18 protein-coding genes and 1 tRNA gene are annotated in these 19,714 nt (G+C 66.2%); 9 read left to right on the top strand and 10 right to left on the bottom strand.

Annotated elements, in window-relative coordinates:
• Nucleotides 1-51: 51 nt before the first annotated feature.
• The 4 genes from IE224_RS13605 to IE224_RS13590 all read left to right on the top strand — a co-directional run bounded on the left by IE224_RS13605 (nucleotide 52) and on the right by IE224_RS13590 (nucleotide 4,693).
• The gene (locus IE224_RS13605; RefSeq protein ID WP_191311100.1) at nucleotides 52-1,068 is read left to right on the top strand and encodes an amino acid ABC transporter substrate-binding protein; all 1,017 of its coding nucleotides are present in this window, start codon (nucleotides 52-54) and stop codon (nucleotides 1,066-1,068) included.
• A gap of 113 nt (nucleotides 1,069-1,181) precedes the next feature.
• Nucleotides 1,182-2,438 (top strand): amino acid ABC transporter permease, encoded by a 1,257-nt coding sequence (locus IE224_RS13600; RefSeq protein ID WP_191311099.1) that lies wholly within the window; start codon nucleotides 1,182-1,184, stop codon nucleotides 2,436-2,438.
• 1 nt (nucleotide 2,439) lies between these two features.
• Nucleotides 2,440-3,894: an amino acid ABC transporter permease gene (locus IE224_RS13595; protein ID WP_191311096.1), complete on the top strand. Its 1,455-nt coding sequence runs from the start codon at nucleotides 2,440-2,442 to the stop codon at nucleotides 3,892-3,894.
• 10 nt (nucleotides 3,895-3,904) lie between these two features.
• Complete coding sequence (locus IE224_RS13590; protein ID WP_167622704.1) at nucleotides 3,905-4,693, top strand: amino acid ABC transporter ATP-binding protein; 789 nt, start codon at nucleotides 3,905-3,907, stop codon at nucleotides 4,691-4,693.
• 65 nt (nucleotides 4,694-4,758) lie between these two features.
• Here IE224_RS13590 and IE224_RS13585 read toward each other — a convergent pair whose 3' ends face one another.
• The 9 genes from IE224_RS13585 to rpmH form a co-directional block, all read right to left on the bottom strand.
• A complete protein-coding gene (locus tag IE224_RS13585; protein WP_167622703.1) occupies nucleotides 4,759-5,277 on the bottom strand; it encodes a SixA phosphatase family protein in 519 nt (172 codons plus the stop codon).
• A gap of 81 nt (nucleotides 5,278-5,358) precedes the next feature.
• Nucleotides 5,359-6,258 (bottom strand): acetylglutamate kinase, encoded by a 900-nt coding sequence (gene argB / locus IE224_RS13580; protein ID WP_167623481.1) that lies wholly within the window; start codon nucleotides 6,256-6,258, stop codon nucleotides 5,359-5,361.
• Between the two features lie 93 nt (nucleotides 6,259-6,351).
• Nucleotides 6,352-7,002: a ribosome biogenesis GTP-binding protein YihA/YsxC gene (gene yihA / locus IE224_RS13575; RefSeq protein ID WP_191311095.1), complete on the bottom strand. Its 651-nt coding sequence runs from the start codon at nucleotides 7,000-7,002 to the stop codon at nucleotides 6,352-6,354.
• The gene (locus tag IE224_RS13570) at nucleotides 6,999-7,760 is read right to left on the bottom strand and encodes an MOSC domain-containing protein (RefSeq protein ID WP_191311093.1); all 762 of its coding nucleotides are present in this window, start codon (nucleotides 7,758-7,760) and stop codon (nucleotides 6,999-7,001) included. The genes yihA and IE224_RS13570 overlap by 4 nt, the downstream gene beginning before the upstream one ends.
• Nucleotides 7,757-9,586, bottom strand: coding sequence for a membrane protein insertase YidC (gene yidC, locus IE224_RS13565; RefSeq protein ID WP_191311091.1), 1,830 nt, complete (start codon nucleotides 9,584-9,586; stop codon nucleotides 7,757-7,759). Before yidC ends, IE224_RS13570 begins: the two co-directional genes overlap by 4 nt.
• A 99-nt stretch (nucleotides 9,587-9,685) precedes the next feature.
• Nucleotides 9,686-10,564, bottom strand: a complete 879-nt coding sequence (gene ttcA, locus IE224_RS13560; RefSeq protein WP_191311089.1) for a tRNA 2-thiocytidine(32) synthetase TtcA — start codon at nucleotides 10,562-10,564, stop codon at nucleotides 9,686-9,688.
• Entirely contained in the window at nucleotides 10,548-10,811 is a 264-nt protein-coding gene (gene yidD / locus IE224_RS13555) for a membrane protein insertion efficiency factor YidD (protein ID WP_191311087.1), read from the bottom strand. The genes ttcA and yidD overlap by 17 nt, the downstream gene beginning before the upstream one ends.
• A complete protein-coding gene (gene rnpA / locus IE224_RS13550; protein WP_370528915.1) occupies nucleotides 10,808-11,209 on the bottom strand; it encodes a ribonuclease P protein component in 402 nt (133 codons plus the stop codon). The genes yidD and rnpA overlap by 4 nt, the downstream gene beginning before the upstream one ends.
• A 44-nt stretch (nucleotides 11,210-11,253) precedes the next feature.
• Nucleotides 11,254-11,388, bottom strand: coding sequence for a 50S ribosomal protein L34 (gene rpmH / locus IE224_RS13545; RefSeq protein ID WP_103172990.1), 135 nt, complete (start codon nucleotides 11,386-11,388; stop codon nucleotides 11,254-11,256).
• Nucleotides 11,389-11,651: 263 nt separating this feature from the next.
• On the opposite strand from rpmH, the gene IE224_RS13540 reads away from it, so the two are divergent.
• The 5 genes from IE224_RS13540 (at nucleotide 11,652) to IE224_RS13520 (ending at nucleotide 18,856) form a co-directional block, all read left to right on the top strand.
• Nucleotides 11,652-13,070 (top strand): sensor histidine kinase, encoded by a 1,419-nt coding sequence (locus tag IE224_RS13540; protein WP_167622698.1) that lies wholly within the window; start codon nucleotides 11,652-11,654, stop codon nucleotides 13,068-13,070.
• Nucleotides 13,071-13,150: 80 nt separating this feature from the next.
• Nucleotides 13,151-13,227: transfer RNA gene (locus tag IE224_RS13535), tRNA-Arg, on the top strand.
• 250 nt (nucleotides 13,228-13,477) lie between these two features.
• Entirely contained in the window at nucleotides 13,478-14,152 is a 675-nt protein-coding gene (locus tag IE224_RS13530) for an ImuA family protein (protein ID WP_229849384.1), read from the top strand.
• On the top strand, nucleotides 14,130-15,572 hold the full coding sequence (locus IE224_RS13525; protein ID WP_191311084.1) for a Y-family DNA polymerase: 1,443 nt from the start codon (nucleotides 14,130-14,132) through the stop codon (nucleotides 15,570-15,572). The genes IE224_RS13530 and IE224_RS13525 overlap by 23 nt, the downstream gene beginning before the upstream one ends.
• Complete coding sequence (locus tag IE224_RS13520; RefSeq protein ID WP_191311083.1) at nucleotides 15,572-18,856, top strand: error-prone DNA polymerase; 3,285 nt, start codon at nucleotides 15,572-15,574, stop codon at nucleotides 18,854-18,856. The genes IE224_RS13525 and IE224_RS13520 overlap by 1 nt, the downstream gene beginning before the upstream one ends.
• A gap of 26 nt (nucleotides 18,857-18,882) precedes the next feature.
• Here IE224_RS13520 and IE224_RS13515 read toward each other — a convergent pair whose 3' ends face one another.
• Entirely contained in the window at nucleotides 18,883-19,548 is a 666-nt protein-coding gene (locus IE224_RS13515) for a hypothetical protein (RefSeq protein ID WP_191311082.1), read from the bottom strand.
• Nucleotides 19,549-19,714: the final 166 nt, after the last annotated feature.

Genomic DNA, 19,714 nt, shown 5'->3' with positions numbered 1-19,714 from the left:
TCCGGGCGTCGCCCTGGTCCGGCTGGGGCGGCATCCAACAAAGGGGTAGAAATGAAGACTTCCGTATTCCTGGGCACTGTCGCCGCCGCCACGCTGATGGCCGGGGCGGGCATGGCCGACACGCTGGCCGATGTTAAGGCGCGCGGTGAATTGAACTGTGGCGTGAACACCGGCCTTGTCGGTTTTGCCGCACCGGATGCGAACGGCAACTGGACCGGCTTCGACGTGGACATCTGCAAGGCCGTCGCCGCTGCCGTGCTGGGCGATCCGTCCAAGGTGAAATACGTGCCCACGACCGGCCAGACGCGCTTCACCGCCCTGTCCTCGGGCGAGGTGGACATCTTGGCGCGGAACTCGACCTGGACCTTTTCGCGCGACACCGACCTGAAGCTGGATTTCGTGGGGGTCAACTATTACGACGGCCAGGGCTTCATGGTGCGCAAGGACCTGGGCGTGACCTCGGCCAAGGAACTGGACGGCGCGACCATCTGCATCCAGACCGGGACCACGACCGAACTGAACCTGGCCGACTACTTCAAGGCCAACAACATGGCCTACCAGCCCGTCAACATCGACAGCAATGCCGAGGGCGAGCAGCAGTACATGGCGGGCGCCTGCGACGCCTATACGACCGACGCCTCGGGCCTGGCGGCGACCCGCGCGGCCTTCGCCGACCCGGAAAACCACATCATCCTGCCCGAGATCATCTCGAAGGAACCGCTTGGGCCGGCCGTGCGCCACGGCGACAGCAACTGGGGTGACGTCGCCCGCTGGACGCTTTACGCCCTGATTGCGGCCGAGGAATACGGCATCACCTCGAAGAACATCGAGGAGCTGTCGAAGTCCTCGCAGAACCCCGAGGTTCAGCGCCTTCTGGGGGTGACGGACGACTTGGGTGCGATGATTGGCCTGGACAAGGACTGGGCCAAGCGCGCCATCCTGGCCAGCGGCAACTATGGCGAGATCTTCGCGGCCAATATCGGCGAGCAGACCCCGATCGGTCTGGCCCGCGGCCTGAACGCACAATGGACCCAAGGCGGGTTGATGTATGCGATGCCCTTCCGCTAAGGGCTGAGGACGACCGAAGGGGGCGCAATCGCGCCCCTTTCGCACCATCACAAAAGACCGGTCGCGGCAAACGCAGCCACAAAAGGCAGGACCGGCTACAGGGGTAAGATTGAATGACGGACATGTCCGCGCCGGCGAACCCGCCGTTCCGGCCCAGTATGCTGATCTATGATCGGCGTTATCGGTCGATGACCTTCCAGGTGATCGTCTTCATCCTGGTCATGGCCTTGGCCTGGTGGCTGGTCAACAACACGATCCGCAACCTTGCGGCGCTGGGCAAGGACTTCAACTTCGGCTTCCTGTGGCAGCGCGCGGGCTATGACATCCCGCAGACGCCGATCCCCTATACCTCGGACGACACGCATTTCCGCGCCGCCGTGGTGGGTCTGCTGAACACGCTGATCGTGTCGATCCTGGGCTGCATCGCGGCGACCTTCGTGGGCATCATCGCGGGCGTGGCGCGGCTGTCGAACAACTGGCTGATCGCCCGGCTGATGACCGTCTATGTCGAGGCTTTCCGCAACGTGCCCCTGCTGTTGTGGATCCTGATCGTCTTTGCCGTCTTCACCGAGATCATGCCACCGCCCAATGCCTTCCGGGGCGATGACCCGGCGGCCAGCATGATCCTGTTCGACCATGTGGCCCTGACCAACCGCTATACCGCGATCCCGACGCTGGCCATGACCAACGATCCGGGCAGCCTGGATCTGGGCGCCCGGATCACCTTCAACTGGGCCACCATCGCCTTTGTCCTGGTCCTGATCGGCGGATGGTTCGTGCGCCGCATGATCGGCGCCTGGGCGCAGCGGGTGCAGGACCAGACCGGCAGCCGCCCCACGACCTGGTGGATGAGCCTGGCCGTGATGACCGTTCCGTCCCTGCTGCTGATCTGGTTCTTCGGCCTGCATTTCGAAGCACCCGAATTGCGCGGCTTCAACTTCGCAGGCGGGCTGAACGTGCAGAACGGGCTTGTCGCGCTGTGGCTGGCCCTGACGCTTTACACCGGGGCCTTTATCGCCGAAATCGTGCGCGCGGGCATCCTGGCCGTCAGCCGCGGGCAAAGCGAGGCAGCCTTTGCCCTTGGCCTGCGCCCGGGCCGCACGATGAACCTGGTTATCCTGCCGCAGGCGCTGCGGGTCATCATCCCGCCGCTGATCTCGCAATACCTGAACCTGATGAAGAACAGTTCCTTGGCGATCGCCGTGGGCTACATGGACATCAAGGGCACGCTGGGCGGCACGACGCTGAACCAGACGGGGCGGGAACTGGAATCCATCGTGCTGATGATGGGGGTCTATCTGGTCCTCAGCCTGATCATCTCGGCCGGGATGAACGTCTTCAATTCCCGCGTGAAGCTGAAGGAGCGGTGAGATGAGCGACACACATGCCCAGACCGTCCCCTTCGTCCGCGACACCATGCTTCCCGCAGCCGAGCCTCCGATCCGCGAGGCGGGTGCGGTCCGCTGGCTGCGCGAAAACCTGTTCTCGGGCCCGGTCAACACGGTCCTGACCATCCTGGGCGTCCTGGTCGTCTGGTTTCTGGTCAGCCATTTCTGGGATTGGTTCGCCCATTCGGTCTGGAACGCGGGCAGCCTGTCCGAATGCCGCCAGATCATCGCCGAGCGTTGGGGCGAGGGCGCGCGCGGCGCCTGCTGGGCCGTCATCCGCGAACGCTGGAACCAGTATACCTACGGGTTCTACCCGTCAGAGCTGTATTGGCGCCCGACCATGGCCTTTGGCCTGCTGTTCCTGGCCCTGGCGCCGGTCCTGTTCTCGGAAGCGCCAGGCATCCGCCGGATCGTGCTGGGCACGACGACGGTGCTGACGCTGGGGCTGATGGTCGCGCTTGGCGCACCGGCAGCCTGGCTGGTCTTTGCCGCCGTGGTGCTGATCGGCGGGCTGGTGATCTCGGAACGGCAGGTGTCCCTGCTGCTGGTCTTCTCGATCCTTTACCCGCTGATGGGGGTCTGGTTCCTGTGGGGTGGCTCGGCCTGGGGGCCGATCATGGTGCTGGTTGGGCCAGTCCTGGGCTGGATCGCCTGGCGGGTGCTGCATCCTGTCTCGAGCCTTGTGGCCATCATCGCGGCCCTGGTCATCCCCCTGCTGTGGTGGATCGGTTACGCGGGCGAGGCCGCGCGCGATGCCGAGGGCATCCTGTCGCTGTCCATCCCGGCTGTCGCCTCGGACCGCTTCGGTGGCTTCCTGCTGTCGATCACCATCGGCATCGCCGGGATCGCGCTGTCGCTGCCGCTGGGGATCGTCCTGGCCCTGGCGCGGCGGTCGGACATGTTCCTGGTGAAGTCGCTGGCGGTGATCTTCATCGAGTTCATCCGGGGCGTGCCGCTGATCGCGCTGCTGTTCGTGGCATCGCTGCTGCTGAATTATTTCCTGCCGCCGGGCACCAACTTCGACATCATCCTGCGCGTCATCATCATGGTCACCTTGTTCTCGGCCGCCTACATGGCCGAGGTGATCCGGGGCGGTCTGGCCGCACTTCCCAAGGGGCAGTACGAGGCCGCCGATGCGCTTGGCCTGGATTACTGGAAGGCGCAGCGGCTGATCGTGCTGCCGCAGGCGCTGAAGATTTCGATCCCCGGCATCGTGTCCACCTTCATCGGCATGTTCAAGGACACGACGCTTGTGACCTTCGTCGGCCTTTACGATCCATTGAAATCCATGTCGGACGCCGTGCGGGCCAGCACGTCCTGGAAGGGCATCTACTGGGAGCCCTATATCTTCGTCGGCTTCATCTTCTTTCTGATCTGCTTCGGCATGTCGCGCTATTCGATGTATCTCGAGCGCCGGCTGGCCCGCGACCACAGGTAAGGACCCTGCCATGAGCGACACCATCACCCGCCCCATCGACCGCAGCCACATGCAGGTCAGCGACGAGGTCGCGATCGACATCCGCAACATGAACAAGTGGTATGGCAGCTTTCACGTGCTGCGCGACATCGACCTGACCGTCCACCGGGGCGAGCGGATCGTGATCGCGGGGCCATCGGGGTCTGGCAAGTCCACCCTGATCCGCTGCATCAACCGGCTGGAGGAACACCAGTCCGGGCATATCGTCGTGGACGGGATCGAGCTGACCAACGACATCAAGAACATCGACAAGGTGCGGTCCGAAGTGGGCATGGTGTTCCAGCACTTCAACCTGTTCCCGCATCTGACGGTGCTTGAGAACTGCACCCTTGCGCCGATCTGGGTGCGCAAGGTGCCGCGCCGCCAGGCCGAGGAAACGGCCATGCGCTTCCTGGAAAAGGTGAAGATCCCCGAACAGGCCAGCAAGTATCCCGGCCAATTGTCGGGCGGTCAGCAGCAGCGCGTCGCCATTGCCCGGTCACTGTGCATGCAGCCCAAGATCATGCTGTTCGACGAACCGACCAGTGCCCTTGACCCCGAGATGATCAAGGAGGTCCTGGATACCATGATCGAGCTGGCCGAGGAGGGGATGACCATGATCTGCGTTACGCACGAAATGGGTTTTGCCCAGGCTGTCGCGAACCGGGTGATCTTCATGGACCAGGGCCAGATCGTCGAGCAGAACGAGCCGCGCGAGTTCTTCAATAATCCCAAGTCAGAACGCACCAAGCTGTTCCTGAGCCAGATCCTGGGGCATTGAGAGGAAAGGCCGGGGGACTTCACGTCCCCCGGACCCCTGTGGGATATTCGAGCCAAGATGAAGTGTCAGTGCCGTCCGTCGAGGCGCACGAAATCCATGACGCTGCCCTGGCCGGGTTCGACCTGTGACCAACTGTCGATCTGGAAATCCACGACAAGCGTCGCGCCGGTCGGATAGCGGCGGAAATCGGGATCCAGTGGCAGTCGCGCGGGCAGAAGGGCCGCAAATTCCGAAATGCCTGGGTTGTGGCCCAGCATCATGACCGTGGGATGGCTGGCGGTCTTCAGGATCGACAGCATCTTTTCGGGGCCGGCCTGATAAAGGCCCGGCTCGATCCGGACCACGGGGCGGACCTCCAAGGGCGCGCTGGCGATGGTCGTCCAGGTTTCCTGCGTGCGCGCGGCCGAGGAACACAGAACCTCCTCGGGTTCATAGCCGCGAGAGGCCATCCAGTCGCCAAGCGCCAGGGCCGACCGGCGACCGCGATCATTCAGCGGCCGGTCGTGATCGGCCAGTGCGGGATCGTCCCAGGCGGACTTCGCGTGGCGGGTCAGGATCAGCCGTCGGTGTCCAAGCGGTGTCATATGCGATCTGTCCCCGTGTCATGCCTGTTCGGATCGCAGCCTGCCACAGGCCCGGCGCGTTCGGCAAGGCAGGCCGTCGATTTACAGCGAGGCCTCGCCCTGGCGCAGGCCGCGCGGCCGGGTCGAGGGCGGGGTGGACCGGATCAGGCTGCCCGCGCCATGTTCCGTGAACAGTTCCAGCAGCGTGGCATTGGGCACGCGCCCGTCCAGGATCACCACCGCGCGCACGCCATCCTGCAGGGCCTTCAGCGCGGTTTCTGTCTTGGGGATCATGCCGCCCGCGATGGTGCCGTCGGCGATCATGTCGCGCACCTGGTCGGGATGCAGCTGGGTCAGGACCTGGCCGGTCTTGTCCTTGACGCCCGCGACGTCGGTCAGCAGCAGCAGCCGGTCGGCGCGCAGCGCGCCCGCGATGGCGCCCGCGGCGGTGTCGCCGTTGACGTTGAAGGTCTCGTTGTCGGCCATGCCAGTGGCGACGGGTGCGATCACCGGGATCAGGCCCGCCTTGTAAAGGTCGCGAATGATCTGGACGTTCATCTCGACCGGGCGCCCGACGAAGCCCAGTTCGGGGTCGTCGGCCTCGCAAACCATCAGGTCGTCGTCCTTGCCGCTGATGCCCACGGCGCGGCCGCCCGCGTCGTTGATGGCCTGGACGATGCGCTTGTTGACCAGGCCCGACAGGACCATCTCGACCACGTCCACCGTGTCCTTGGTGGTCACGCGCTTGCCGCGCACGAAGGTGCTTTCGATGCCCAGCTTGCCCAGCAGTTCGTTGATCATCGGGCCGCCGCCGTGGCAGACGACCGGGTTCATGCCGACCTGCTTCATCAGCACGATGTCGCGGGCGAATTCGGCCATGGCCTGGTCGTCGCCCATGGCATTGCCGCCGAACTTCACGACGACAACCGCGCCAGAGTAGCGTTGAAGATAGGGCAGGGCCTCGGACAGGGTTCTGGCGGTGGCGGTCCAGTCGCGGTTCATGTTCTGCGTTCTCATCCTTGAAGGCCCCTTTTCGACGGGCGGACCCTAGGACGCATCGCCGGATCAGTCCAGACGGGTTCAGTCCAGATGCGTTTAGTCCAGCCCGGCGATGATCGCGCGCAGGGTCGCGATGCCCTGGCCCTTTTCGGACGAGGTGACGACGATCTGCGGGAAGGCGGCCGGGTGCTTCTGCAATTCCGTCTCGACCTGTTCCAGGACAGGCTTGATCGCGTTCGGGCCCAGCTTGTCGGCCTTGGTCAGCACGACCTGGAAGGGGACGGCGGACTTGTCCAGCAGGGTCATGATCTCGTGATCGACGGGCTTCACGCCGTGGCGCGAATCGATCAGGCAGAAGGCGCGGCGCAGCGTCGGACGCCCGGCGAGATAGTTCTTGAGCAGCGCCTGCCACTTGGCGACCACGGTGACGGGCGCCTTGGCAAAGCCATAGCCCGGAAGGTCGACCAGATAGCTGTGTTCGCCCAAGGTGAAGTAGTTGATTTCCTGCGTCCGCCCCGGCGTGTTCGAGGCGCGGGCCAGGCCCTTGCGGCCGGTCAGGGCGTTGATCAGGCTGGACTTGCCCGCATTGCTGCGGCCGGCGAAGCAGACCTCGGGTCGGTCGGCGGGGGGCAACCCGTCCATTGCGACCACGCCCTTGAGGAAGTCAACGGGACCGGCGAACAGCAGGCGCGCGGCCTCGGCCACATCCGCTTCGGGTTCCGGGGCGACGGGGAAGGCGACCTTCATGCCGTCACCTCATCGCCCAGACTGATGTCGCCGCCGGTCACGACCTCGGCAAAGACGCCGAAGTCGGTATGGCCGTAAAGGCGTTCGAGGCTGTCCAGCATGTCGATGTCGTTTTCCCCGGTGTCGGTATTGGCGCTTGTCGCCGCGCAGCGGCCGACATGCTGGGTGACGCGCAGTTCCACGCTGCCGATGCTGATGACCTGGCCGATCAGCGCGCGTTCGGCCCAAGGCTGCCAGCCGTCGATCCACAGATTGCCGCGCCAGCGGTGCAGGCCCAGGGCCTGGCCGGTGCGGGCTTCAAGATCGGCAAGGCTTGCCAGCGACAGGATCGAGATCCAGGGCCATTTCTGGTCGGTCCAGATCGCCGCGCCACGCACAAGGCGTGTGGGCGCCGAAGCATTGGCGGGCCAAAGCGGGCGCAGCCATTCGACAAGGCGGTCGCCGTCGTTGTCCGGGTCGATGACCAGATCGCCCTGGGTCGGTTGGCGCAGCACCAGACGGCCGTCGGACCAGCCGCCGCTGATGGCCTGGACCTGCGGCGACTGGACGCCGCGCACGAAGCAGGACTTGGGCAGCCACCGGTCGGGCTGCCCCGCCGTCTGGCTGGCCTGGGCGTTGCGCTCGCCCGCCTCGGTCAGGACCGCCCATTCGCGGTCACCGGGCAGGCGGCGGGCGGCGGTCAGGGTTATGCGGTCCAGCCCCTCTCCGCCGATCGACTTGATCGGATGGCGGCGGATATGGGCCAGACGCGCCGTCACTTGCTGTCCTTCTTGGGACGCGCGGGGATCGAGGACTTGATGTTGCCGAACAGGTCGGGCCGGTGGCCGTGCATCGACATGATCGTGTACTGCTGCGCGATCGTGATCAGGTTGTTGGTGATCCAGTAGAGCACCAGGCCCGAGGCGAAGCCGCCCAGCATGAACATGAAGATCCAGGGCATCCAGGCGAAGATCATCTTCTGCGCCGGATCGGCCGGGGTCGGGTTCAGGCGCTGTTGCAGCCACATGCTGATGCCCAGGACGATGGCCAGCGCCGGCAGCGACAGCGAATGCAGCAGCGTCCCTTGCGCGGGCGGCGCGAAGGGCAGCAGCCCGAACAGGTTCAGCAGCGACGAGGGATCGGGCGCGGCAAGGTCGTGGATCCAGCCGATCCAGGGCGCGTGGCGCAGTTCGATGGTGACGAAGATCACCTTGTAGAGCGCGAAGAAGATCGGGATCTGCAGCAGCACCGGAAGGCAGCCCGCAGCGGGGTTCACCTTCTCGCGCTTGTAAAGTTCCATCATCTCCTTCTGGAACTTCATGCGGTCGTCGCCCGTGCGCTCCTTCAGCGCCTCCATCTGGGGCTGCAGTTCCTTCATCTTCGCCATCGAGATGTAGGACTTGCGCGCCAGCGGGAAGACCAACGTCTTCAGGATGAAGGTCAGGGCGATGATCGACCAGCCCATGTTGCCGATCAGGCCGTGCAGCCAGTGCAGCAGGCGGAAGATCGGCTTGGTCAGGAAGTAGAACCAGCCCCAGTCGATGGAGTCGACAAAGCCCTGGATGCCGGGATTTTCCTGATAGGCATTGATGGTCTCCCAGACCTTCGCCCCCGCAAACAGATAGCTGTCGGCGCTGACCTGGGTGCCCGGCTCGACGGTCTGCATCGGATAGCGGGCTTCGGTCTGGTAGATGTCCGCGCCCTCGGCATATTTCACGACCGAGGTGAAGGCCTGGCCCGGCGCCGGGGCCAGCGTGGTCATCCAGTATTTGTCGGTGAAGCCGATCCAGCCGTTGTTCGTGACCTGCGTCACTTCGGCGCGGCCCTCGCGTTCGACCGGGTCCAGTTCGGCGATGTTGTCGTATTTCAGTTCCGTCAGCGTGCCGTCGGACATCCCCACCGCGCCTTCGTGCAGCACGAAGAAGTTCTGCGTGTCGGGGCGGCCGTGGCGGGCGATGATGCCATAGGGCGCGGCGGTGAAGGCGGCGTCGCCATTGTTCTGCAGCGCGTGGCTGACGGTGAACAGGTAGTTTTCATCCACCGAGAAGGTGCGGCGGAAGATCTGGCCCGCGCCGTTGTCCCAGGCCAGCGTGACCGGCTGGCCGGGGGCCAGGGTGTCACCCGACTCGACCGTCCAGACGGTCGAGGGTCCGGGAACAAGCGCCGGATCGACGCCCGGGCCGGGGGTCCAGCCATAGACCGCGTAATAGGGCTTGGACGCGCCGGTCTGGATGGCATCCGTGGCCGTCGCGGAGGACGGCGACAGCAGGCGGACATTGGGCGAGTCTTCGTCCAGCGTCTCACGGTATTTCGTCAGCAGAAGGTCGTCGATGCGGCCACCGGCCAAAGAGATCGAGCCCGACAGCGACGGCGTCTGGATCTCGACCCGTCCGGCCTGCGGGGCGGCAGGTGCCGCAGCGCCCAGGTCGGCGGGCAGGGTGCTGCTTTCCGGATTGGCCAGCGGCACGTCCTGGGCCTGGGTTTCCACCGCGACCGGCTGTTCCGTGGGCACGGGCGGTTCGGGCGCAAAGACCGTGTACCAAACCAGGATCACCAGGAACGACAGGACCGTCGCCAGGATCAGATTGCGGTTGTTGTCTTCCATCGCTTACCAGCCTTCTCGCGTCCGTCGCGCCGCTTCAACAGAAGGGGCGCTTAAAGGTCAAGCGGATTTGGCCCAAGGGACCAGCCACCGCAGCGTTCGTCACGCCTCTCGCAGGCGCGGGATGTCGTCGGGCGATGCCGCCGCGCCGCCTGGAAACAGCGCGGCAAAGTCGAACAGCTTCGGGTCAAGAAGATGCGACGGGCGCACGTTCATCAGCGCCCGGAACATCACCTGGCGGCGGCCCGGCGTGCGGGTTTCCCATTCGTCCAGCAGGCGTTTCACCTGCACGCGCTGCAGCCCTTCCTGGCTGCCGCAGAGGTCGCAGGGAATGATCGGATAGTTCATCGCGCGCGAAAACCGTTCGCAATCGGCCTCGGCCACATAGGCCAGGGGGCGCAGCACGGTCAGGTCGCCGTCCTCGTTCAACAGCTTGGGCGGCATGGTGGCCAGCCTGCCGCCGTGGAACAGGTTCATGAAGAAGGTTTCCAGGATGTCGTCGCGGTGATGGCCCAGCACGACGGCGGAACAGCCCTCCTCTCGCGCGATGCGATACAGGTTGCCGCGGCGCAGGCGCGAGCACAGCGAACACATCGTGCCGCCGGGCGCGATCTTGTCGGTGACGATGGAATAGGTGTCCTGGTATTCGATCCGATGCGCAACGCCCCGTTCGGTCAGGAACCGGGGCAGAACGGTCGCCGGGAAGTTCGGCTGGCCCTGGTCCAGGTTGCAGGCCAGCAGGTCCACCGGCAGCAGCCCGCGCCATTTCAACTCGTGCAGCACGGCCAGCAGGGTATAGCTGTCCTTTCCGCCCGAGAGACACACCAGCCAGCGGTCGCCGGGCCGGATCATGCCGTAATCCTCGATCGCGGCGCGGGTTTCGCGCACCAGCCGCTTGCGCAGCTTGCGGAACTCGGTCGAGGAGGGGGCGCCCGCGAACAGCGGATGAATCTCGGTCAGGTCGTCAGTGTCGTCCAGCATCGGATCGCCTTTCGTGATCGGGATCGGCCCCCGGCACCGGATCATAGCCCGCGCCGCCCCAGGGATGGCAGCGTCCGATCCGCCGCGCCGCCAGCCAGCCGCCGCGCAGGCCGCCGTGCCGCGACAGCGCATCAAGCGCATAGGCCGAACAGGTCGGCTGGAAGCGGCAGGCATGGCCAACCCAGGGCGAGGCCACCAGCCGATAGGCCCGGACGGGCAGGGCCAGCAGATGGGCCAGCGGGCTCATCCGTGGATCTTGCGCAGGGCAGCGCCCAGGTCACGGCACAGGTCGGCGAAGCCGCGGCTTGTTGTCGCATCGGGACGGCCCACCAGCACATAGTCCCAGCCGGGCCGCGCGCCTTGGGGCAGATGCAGCCGCGCCACCTCGCGCAGCCGGCGTTTGGCGCGGTTGCGCATTACCGCGTTGCCGATCTTCTTGGAACAGGTGAAGCCCACGCGGAACGGCAGGCCGTCGCCCCGGTCGCGCGCCTGCAGCAGAAAGCCGGGCGTTCCCTGCCGCAGCGCGCGGGACGCCGCAAGGAAATCCGCCCGCTTGGCAATGACCGGGGGCATGGACATGCGAAATGCCGCCATGCCGTCATCCACGGGTCGCGCTTCGGCAACGGGATGGGGCAGGGGCGGCATGTGCTGGAACCCTTGGTCTGGCGGGGCAAGCCCGCCGCAAAGGATCAGGCCGACAGGCGCTTGCGGCCCTTGGCGCGGCGCGCGTTCAGGACGCGACGGCCGCCGCTGGTGGCCATGCGCGCGCGAAAGCCGTGACGGCGCGCACGAACGAGGTTCGAGGGTTGATAAGTGCGCTTCATGGTCGTTCTCCGGGATCTTGTCTTGCGGATGGCGGGCGGCAGGGGCAAGGAAGCAATGCTTCACCCCACACGCGAACGCGCCGGTTGTTCGAAGCCCGCTGGATAGAGGAAGGCCGCTGGTCCGTCAACCACAAAGGCGGACAATCGCGCATCCTGTTTTGTTCCAGTGGCGGAACCGCTAGGATATCACATTCGTTTGATGTGCAAAGCGGGGCCGGTCGGGCTGAAACACGCGCATCTGCTGCGCTGATGATCAAGATTACATGAAACTGAACACGATCTCTGGCCGATTCGCCGCATTGACGATCATCTTCGTCATGCTGGCCGAACTGCTGATCCTGCTTCCTGCCTTGGCCAGCTTCCGGCTTGATTACCTCGAGTCGCGGCTGGAGCGCGCGCAGATCGCCAGCCTTGCGCTGCTGGCGACCGACGAATCGCTGGCCGACGATCTGGAAAGCGAGCTTCTGCAGAACGCCGGCGTGTTCAACGTGGTCCTGCGCCGCGACGATATCCGCCAGCTTGTGCTGCAATCCCCGCTGCCCGGCCCGGTTGTGATGACCTATGACCTGCGCGAGGAAGGCGTCCTCCAGACCATCGACGATGCCTTGGGCGCGCTGATCAACCGCGAGAACGAGGTGATCCGGGTCATCGGCGCCCCGGTGAACCAGGCGGGCCAACTGATCGAGATCACGATGGAGACGGCGCCCCTGCGCGCGGGAATGCTGGAATACGGCTTCCGGCTGCTGCTGCTTTCGGCGGCCTTCTCGATCCTGACGGCGATCCTTCTGAACCTGGCGGTGCAAAGGTTGATGCTGGTTCCGATCCGCCGGGTGATCAGCCACATGGTATCCTATGCCGAGGCGCCCGAGGATCCGCGCCACATCATCACCCCCGACGCCCGCCTTGCCGAGTTGCGCGATGCTGAAACCGCGCTGGAGGCGATGCAGAAGACCGTTACCTCGTCCCTGAAGCAGAAGGAACGGATGGCGCAACTGGGACAGGCGGTCGCCAAGATCAGCCACGACCTGCGCAACATCCTGACCACGGCGCAGATCTTCGCGGACCGGCTGGAAGACAGCGGCGACCCCAAGGTCAAGCGCGCCGCGCCCAAGCTGGTGAACTCGATCAGCCGCGCCGTGAACCTGTGCGAGACGACGCTGGCCTTCGGCAAGGCCGAGGAACCCGCCCCCACGCTGTCCCGCTTCAATCTTGCGCAACTGACGGCCGAGGTCGTCGAGGCGGAGACCCTGGCAAGCCACGGCGGGCTCAGGGTCGAGTTCCTGTGCGACATTCCCCCCAGCCTGACGATTCGCGCCGACCGCGACCAGCTTTACCGCGTGCTGGCCAACCTTGCCCGAAATGCCCGCCAGGCGATCGAAGGCACCGGCCAGCCCGGCACGGTCGAGATCGGCGCCGGCGAAACCGACGGCGACTGGTGGATCCGCGTGGGCGATACCGGCCCCGGCCTGCCGGAAAAGGCGCGCGAATACCTGTTCAAGCCCTTCGCCGGCAGCGCGCGCAAGGGCGGCACCGGCCTTGGCCTGACCATCGCCGCCGACCTGGTGCGCGGGCATGGCGGCCGGCTGGAACTGGTTCGCAGCGATGCCGAGGGCAGCGAGTTCATGATCCATATCCCGCGCGACATGGCGATCCTGCCCACCCGCCAGATGGCAGCCGGTTGATAAAATTCGGGCCCGGGCGTTTTTTCCCTTTCGCCCCCTTGCATCCCCCCGAACACCCGTCTACATGACCGCCCTACGACGGACCCGTAGCTCAGCTGGATAGAGCACCAGACTACGAATCTGGGGGTCGGGCGTTCGAATCGCTCCGGGTCCGCCACTTTCCCATCCAGGGATTTTCCACACCGTCCGGCAGGCTTGCCGAGGCGGTGTTTTGCTATCTCGGGCACCAGCTTTTCCTGGCGGTCGCGGGATCAGGGCCGCGTCCTCTTGGGCTGCTCCGCCGGCCCGGCGCGCCTTCTTCCCCTTTTGTTATCCCCAGCATTTTTGGTCTGACCCGGCCACCGGCGTTGACGGCGGCGTTCCGAAGGAACTAGAACAAAACAGAAACATTATTGTTGATGTCATGTATGTCCGTTCATGTCCTGCGGCCTCTGGCGCCTATACGGCAGGTGCCGGACCTGCGCGCCGCCACCCTGGCCGAGATCAGTTGCGCCTCGTCCCTGGACGGGGCGGGCACGGGGTTTCTGATGGCGGCCCTGCCCGAAGGGCCGGTGCTTTGGGCCCAGGACAGGCTGACGCGGCGCGAGGCGGGGGTGCCCTTCCTGCCAGGGCTTGGGCGCTGGCTGCTGCGCGCCGACCTGTCGCGCCCCGCCGACGTGCTGACGGCGATGGAGGATGCGCTGGCCTGTCCCGCCATCTCGGCCGTGGTGGGCGAAATCTGGGGCGACCCGGCGGCACTGGATTTTACCGCGACGCGCCGCCTTGCCATGCGGGCCGAGGCCGCGGGCAGGCCGTGCTGGCTGCTGCGCAGGGCAGGTTCGGCCAATGCCTCGGCGGCGCGGATGCGGTGGCGGGTGACTGCCTTTCCGTCGGATGCAGGCCAGGACGATCCCGCGGCGCCGGGCGATCCGCTTTGGCGGGTCGAGTTGTTCCGGTCGCGCCTGTCGCCCCCTGGCGAATGGCTGGTGCGCCATGAATGCGGGGAAGACGGGACGGCGCATCGCCTTTGTTTTTCTGCCCTCGCTGCCGATCGAGCGGTGGCGGAACCGGCGGCGGCGGATGGAGGGGACAGTTCCGGATGACGTTCCGGTGGTGCTGTCCGCCGAAGGCCATCATGGCCCGGTGGTGCATGACCTGAACGAGGCTGCCCGGTCGGCGGGCGTGCGCCGTGGCGCGCGGGTGGTAGACATGCGCGCCCTGTGCCCCGCGCTTCAGGCGGTCCCGGCCAGTCCGCGCGGCGATGCGGCGGCCCTGACGCGGCTGATGTTCTGGGCACGCCGCTGGGGGCCCCATTCTGCTACGGATGGTGCGGACGGGCTGGTCGTCGACACCACGGGCACCGCGCATCTGTTCGGCGGAGAAGCCGCACTGCTGTCCGACATCGAGGCGCGTTTCGCCGGGGCAGGGGTAACGGCGCGGGTGGCGCTTGCCCCCACATGGGGTGCGGCCTGGGGCTTGGCACGCTTTGGTCCGGCGCGTGCCGTCAGCCATGATCCGGCCGATCTTTACCCGCTGCCCATCGCGGCCCTTCGGCTGTCGGAGGAAACGCTGCTGCTGCTGCGCCGCCTGGGGCTGCGGCGGGTCGGGGATCTGGCAGCGATCCCGCGACTGCCGCTGATGCGCCGCTTTGGCCGGGCGCCCGCTTGGGACAATCCGCTGACCCGGCTGGACCAGGCGATGGGCCGCCTGGCCGAACCAATCGGCGCCCCCGAGCCGCCTCCGGATTTCGTGGCGCAGGCACGGTTGGCCGAGCCGGTGATGGATCCTACCAACTGGCTGCCGGGTCTTGTGCAGGATCTGGTCGCGCAGATGGCCCGCCAGGACCGGGGCTGCCGGCGGCTTTGCTTGTCGGTCTTTCGCGTCGATGGCCGCAGGCGCGACGTCCGCGTCGCCACCGCCGCCCCCAGCCGCGAGGCCGACCATCTGCTGCGGTTGTTCCAGGGGCGGCTGGACGGGCTGGATCCAGGCTTTGGCTTCGACCTGATCCGCCTGGCGGCCGAGGCGACCGAGCCTCTGGCCACCGCCCAGGTCGGGCTGGACGGCAATGCCGACACTGCGCTGCACCTGTCGCGGCTGATCGACCGGCTGGTGTCGCGCTTTGGCGCCGACGCGGTTTCCCGCCCGCTGCCCTTCGAAAGCCACCTTCCCGAACGGTCGCAGACGCGGGCCGATGCCTTGCGCGACGATCCGCCCCCCGCGCCGCGTCCCGACCGGCCCCTCCGCCTGTTCGACCCGCCCGAGGAGGTGCGCGTTCTTTACGCCGTTCCGGAAGGCCCGCCCGCATTGTTCGTCTGGCGGCGCCAGCGGATCGCGGTGACCCGCCATGCCGGTCCCGAGCGCATTGCCCCCGAATGGTGGCGGGACAGTCCCGGCACACGGCTACGCGACTATTTCCGGATCGAGGACGCCACCGGCCGCCGTCTGTGGCTGTATCGGGAAGGCCTGGCGGGCGACGGCCGGGGCGGGATGCCCCGCTGGTTCGTGCACGGGGTCTTTGCCTGATGCCGCAGAACGACCACCAGGCGCCCCGCCGCAGGCTGAAGGGCGACTTTGCCCCCAACCCGCGCGCGCCTTTCGTGGAACTGGGGGTGACTTCGGCCTTTTCCTTCCTGCGGGGCGCGTCGGACGCGACCGAACTTGTGCAGACGGCGCATGCTCTGGGTTATGACGCCATCGGCATCGCCGACCTGAACAGCCTGGCGGGCGTCGTGCGCCTTCATGCCGAGGCGCGACGCGCGGCCCTGCGCCCGATCATCGGCGCGCGGATCGTGCTGACCTGCGGGACGGGCTTTCTGGCCTATCCGCGCGACCGCGCGGCCTATGGCCGGCTGTCCACGCTGATCTCCAAGGGGCGGATGCGGGATCTGGACGGGGCCTGGCAGGCCAAGGGCATCTGCGACCTGACGCTGGACGATCTGGCCGATCACGCACAGGGGCTGGCCCTGATCTGGTTGCCCGGCAGGGATCTGTCGGTGCTGCCCGGTCTGGCCGCGCGACTGCCGGGACTGGGCCATGTGGCGGCAGCCTATCTTTATCGCGGGAACGACGTGGCGCGGATCAACCGGCTGGACCGGGCGGCGAAGGATTGCGGGCTGTCGATCCTGGCCACGAACGACGTGCACTACCACGCCCCCGACCGCCGCCCGTTGCAGGACGTGATGACCTGCATCCGCCACGGCATCACCATCGACCGGGCGGGCTTCCTGCTGCATGCCAATGCCGAGCGTCACCTGAAATCCCCGGCCGAGATGGTCCGCCTGTTCGCCCGCTGGCCCCATGCCATCCGCGCCGCGCGCGACCTGGCGGACCGGCTGACCTTTTCCCTGCGGGAACTGGCCTATGAATATCCGCGGGAAACCGCGCCCGCCGGTCGCGATCCGCAGGACTATCTGGCGGAACTGACCTGGGCGGGTGCCGCCGCGCGCTATCCGGATGGTGTGCCGGACAAGGTCCAGGCGGCGCTGCGACGCGAACTGGCGCTGATCGCCAAGAAGAACATCGCCCCCTATTTCCTGACCATCCACGAGGTCGTCGACTTCGCCCGATCGCAAGGCATCCTCTGCCAGGGGCGGGGCTCGGCCGCGAATTCGGCGGTCTGCTTTGTCCTGGGCATCACGCCCGTCGATCCCGCGCATTTCGACCTGCTGTTCGAACGTTTCATCAGCGAGGACCGCGACGAGCCTCCTGATATCGACGTCGATTTTGAACATGAACGCCGCGAGGAGGTGATCCAGCACATCTACGAAAAATACGGCCGCGACCGCGCCGCGCTGTGCGCCACCGTGATCCATTACCGCCCGCGATCCGCCATCCGGGAAGTCGGCCGCGCCATGGGCCTGTCCGAAGATATCACCGGCGCCCTGGCCGCGACCGTCTGGGGCGCCTGGGGCACCAGCATGGGCGAGGCCGAGGCGGGCGAGGCGGGCGTGGACATGACGGACCTGCGCCTGCGCCGCACCTTGACGCTGGCCCAGCAGATGATCGGAATGCCCCGCCACCTGTCCCAGCATGTCGGCGGCTTCATCCTGACCGAAGGCCTGCTGACCGAGACCGTGCCCATCGGCAACGGCGCCATGCCGGACCGCAGCTTCATCGAATGGGACAAGGACGACATCGACGAACTGGGCATCCTCAAGATGGATGTGCTGGCGCTGGGGATGCTGACCTGCATCCGGAAGTGCTTCGACCTGGTCGCCGCGCATCACGGGCGGCGGCTGACGCTGGCGGATCTGAACCCCGACGCGCCGGACGCCGCCCCCGTCTTCGACATGCTGTGCCGGGGCGACAGCATCGGCGTCTTCCAGGTCGAAAGCCGGGCGCAGATGAACATGCTTCCGCGCCTCAAGCCGCGCCGCTTCTATGACCTGGTGATCGAGGTGGCGATCGTCCGCCCCGGTCCCATCCAGGGCGACATGGTCCACCCTTATCTGCGCCGCCGCAACGGGCAGGAGCCAACCGAATATCCGCGCCCAGGCCCCGCCCATCCCCAGACCGAGCTTGAGGAGATCCTGGGCCGCACCCTGGGCGTGCCGATCTTCCAGGAACAGGCCATGAAGATCGCCATGGTCGCGGCCGAGTTCGATTCGAAGAAGGCCAACGAATTGCGCAAGGCGATGGCCACCTTCCGGTCGCGCGGCACCATCGAGGCGCTGCAATCCGACATGGTCGAGGGCATGACCCGGCGCGGCTATGATCCCGCCTTCGCCCGCCGCTGCTTCGACCAGATCAAGGGCTTCGGCGAATACGGCTTTCCCGAAAGCCATGCGGCGGCCTTCGCGCATCTGGTCTATGTCTCGGCCTGGCTGAAGCACTATTACCCGGCGGCCTTTGCGGCGGCGCTGCTGAACAGCCAGCCGATGGGCTTCTATGCCCCCGCGCAGATCGTCCGCGACGCCCGCGAACACGGGGTCGAGCTGCGGGCGGTGGATGTCAACTTCTCGGACTGGGACAATACGCTGGAGCCTGCGGGCAACGGTCCCGCCCTGCGGCTGGGCCTGCGCCAGGTCGAGGGGATGGGGCAGGCGGCCGCGGCACGGCTGATCGCCGTCCGCGACGCGCCCTTCACCGGGCTGGCGGACCTGCAGGGCCGGGCCCGGCTGGATGCCGGGGCGATCCGGCGGCTGGCTGCTGCGGATGCGTTCCGCTCGGCCGGGCTGGACCGACGCGGTGCGCTGTGGGACGCCAAGGCCCTGCGCGATGCGCCCGACCTGCCCTTGTTCCGCCAGGCCGAGGACGAGGGGCAGGAACCCGCCATAGCCTTGCCCCCGATGCCCGTCTGCGAACAGGTCGCCGCCGATTACCAGACGCTGCGCCTGTCGCTGAAGGCGCATCCGCTGCGCTTCATGCGCCGGTCAATGACCGCGCAGGGCTATGTCCCGGCGGCGGCGCTTGCCCGCACAAGGCAGGGACAGCAGGTCCGGCTGGCAGGGCTGGTGCTGATCCGGCAGCGTCCCGGCAGCGCGAGGGGCGTCTGCTTCATCACGCTGGAAGACGAGACGGGAACCGCGAACCTGGTGATATGGCCGAAGGTGTTCGACGCCTTCCGCAAGGTGATCATGACGGCGCGGGTCATCGACGTGCACGGGCACATCCAGCGGGGCGAAGGCGTCATCCATGTCGTTGCCGCCACCCTGACCGACCGCAGCGATGTCCTGTGGCGCCTGATGGGCGAAAGGGTGATCCCGCCCATGTCCCGCGCGGACGAGGTGAATCGCCCGATCCCCGCCAGCCGCCAGTCCCACCCCCGCGACGCCGAGGTGATCCCGAAGTCGCGCGATTTCCACTGACCGGCCGCTGCGTGCCCGACGTTGCTTCAGCCGCGCCCTTTCCTGCGGCGGCGGCCAAGGCCCGCCATCACCAACGCCCCGCTGCCCAGCAGCAAGGCTGCAGGGGGGACGGGCACCGGCGCGGGCGAATTGACCTGGGCCGTCGAAATGCCATAGCCGTCATATCCCGCCCCGACCTTGGTCGAGAACAGGAACACCGCCTCGTTCACCGCCTTACCGAAATCGACCGACAGCCAATACAGATTGCCGTTGTTCTTGCGCGTGGCAATGTTCCAGATCGGCGTCCAGGTTCCGTTGTCCATATAGGACATCGTGAAGAAACTGTTTGGCTGGTCATGGGCATCCGTCAGGGCAAAGCTGAGCGATGTGAAAGCCTGCGGCGCCCTTACTGTCCATTTCAGTTCATTGATGTCCTGGCTGTCGATCCAATAATGTCCCAAGGGATCAAAGCGGCCAAAGGCATGGGCGGCCTTGGGATTTGCCTTGGCGACGACCGCGCAACCGTCCCCCACGACGGACCCGCCCCCGCCGCAATTTCCGATGCGTTCGAAATCAGCCACCGCAAGATCGATCGCCGTTCCCGAGGGCTGATTGGAGTCAAGAACCGTCACCGTTGCCGCGGCCGCAGGAAAAGCGACAAAGGAACCCGCGGCAAGAATTGCAGGCGCAAAAACAGAGGCCATGGAATACATGGGGCAAATCCTTCCACCAGGAAAACACATTCAGCAATCTGCTGAATAAAATTTAATCTTCCCGTGGGTTTGCGTCGACTTGTCTAATTTGACAGGTTTATGCCCAATTTAGCCATTTACTTGAAAACAAAATGTATTCTACTACAGGTTGACGTACGCGATATTA

The sequence above is a fragment of the Paracoccus aerius genome, from assembly GCF_014656455.1.
GTDB classification, from domain to species: Bacteria; Pseudomonadota; Alphaproteobacteria; order Rhodobacterales; family Rhodobacteraceae; genus Paracoccus; species Paracoccus aerius.
The sequence above is the reverse complement of the archived record's forward strand: the minus strand, read 5'-3'. Positions and strand labels throughout refer to the sequence as shown.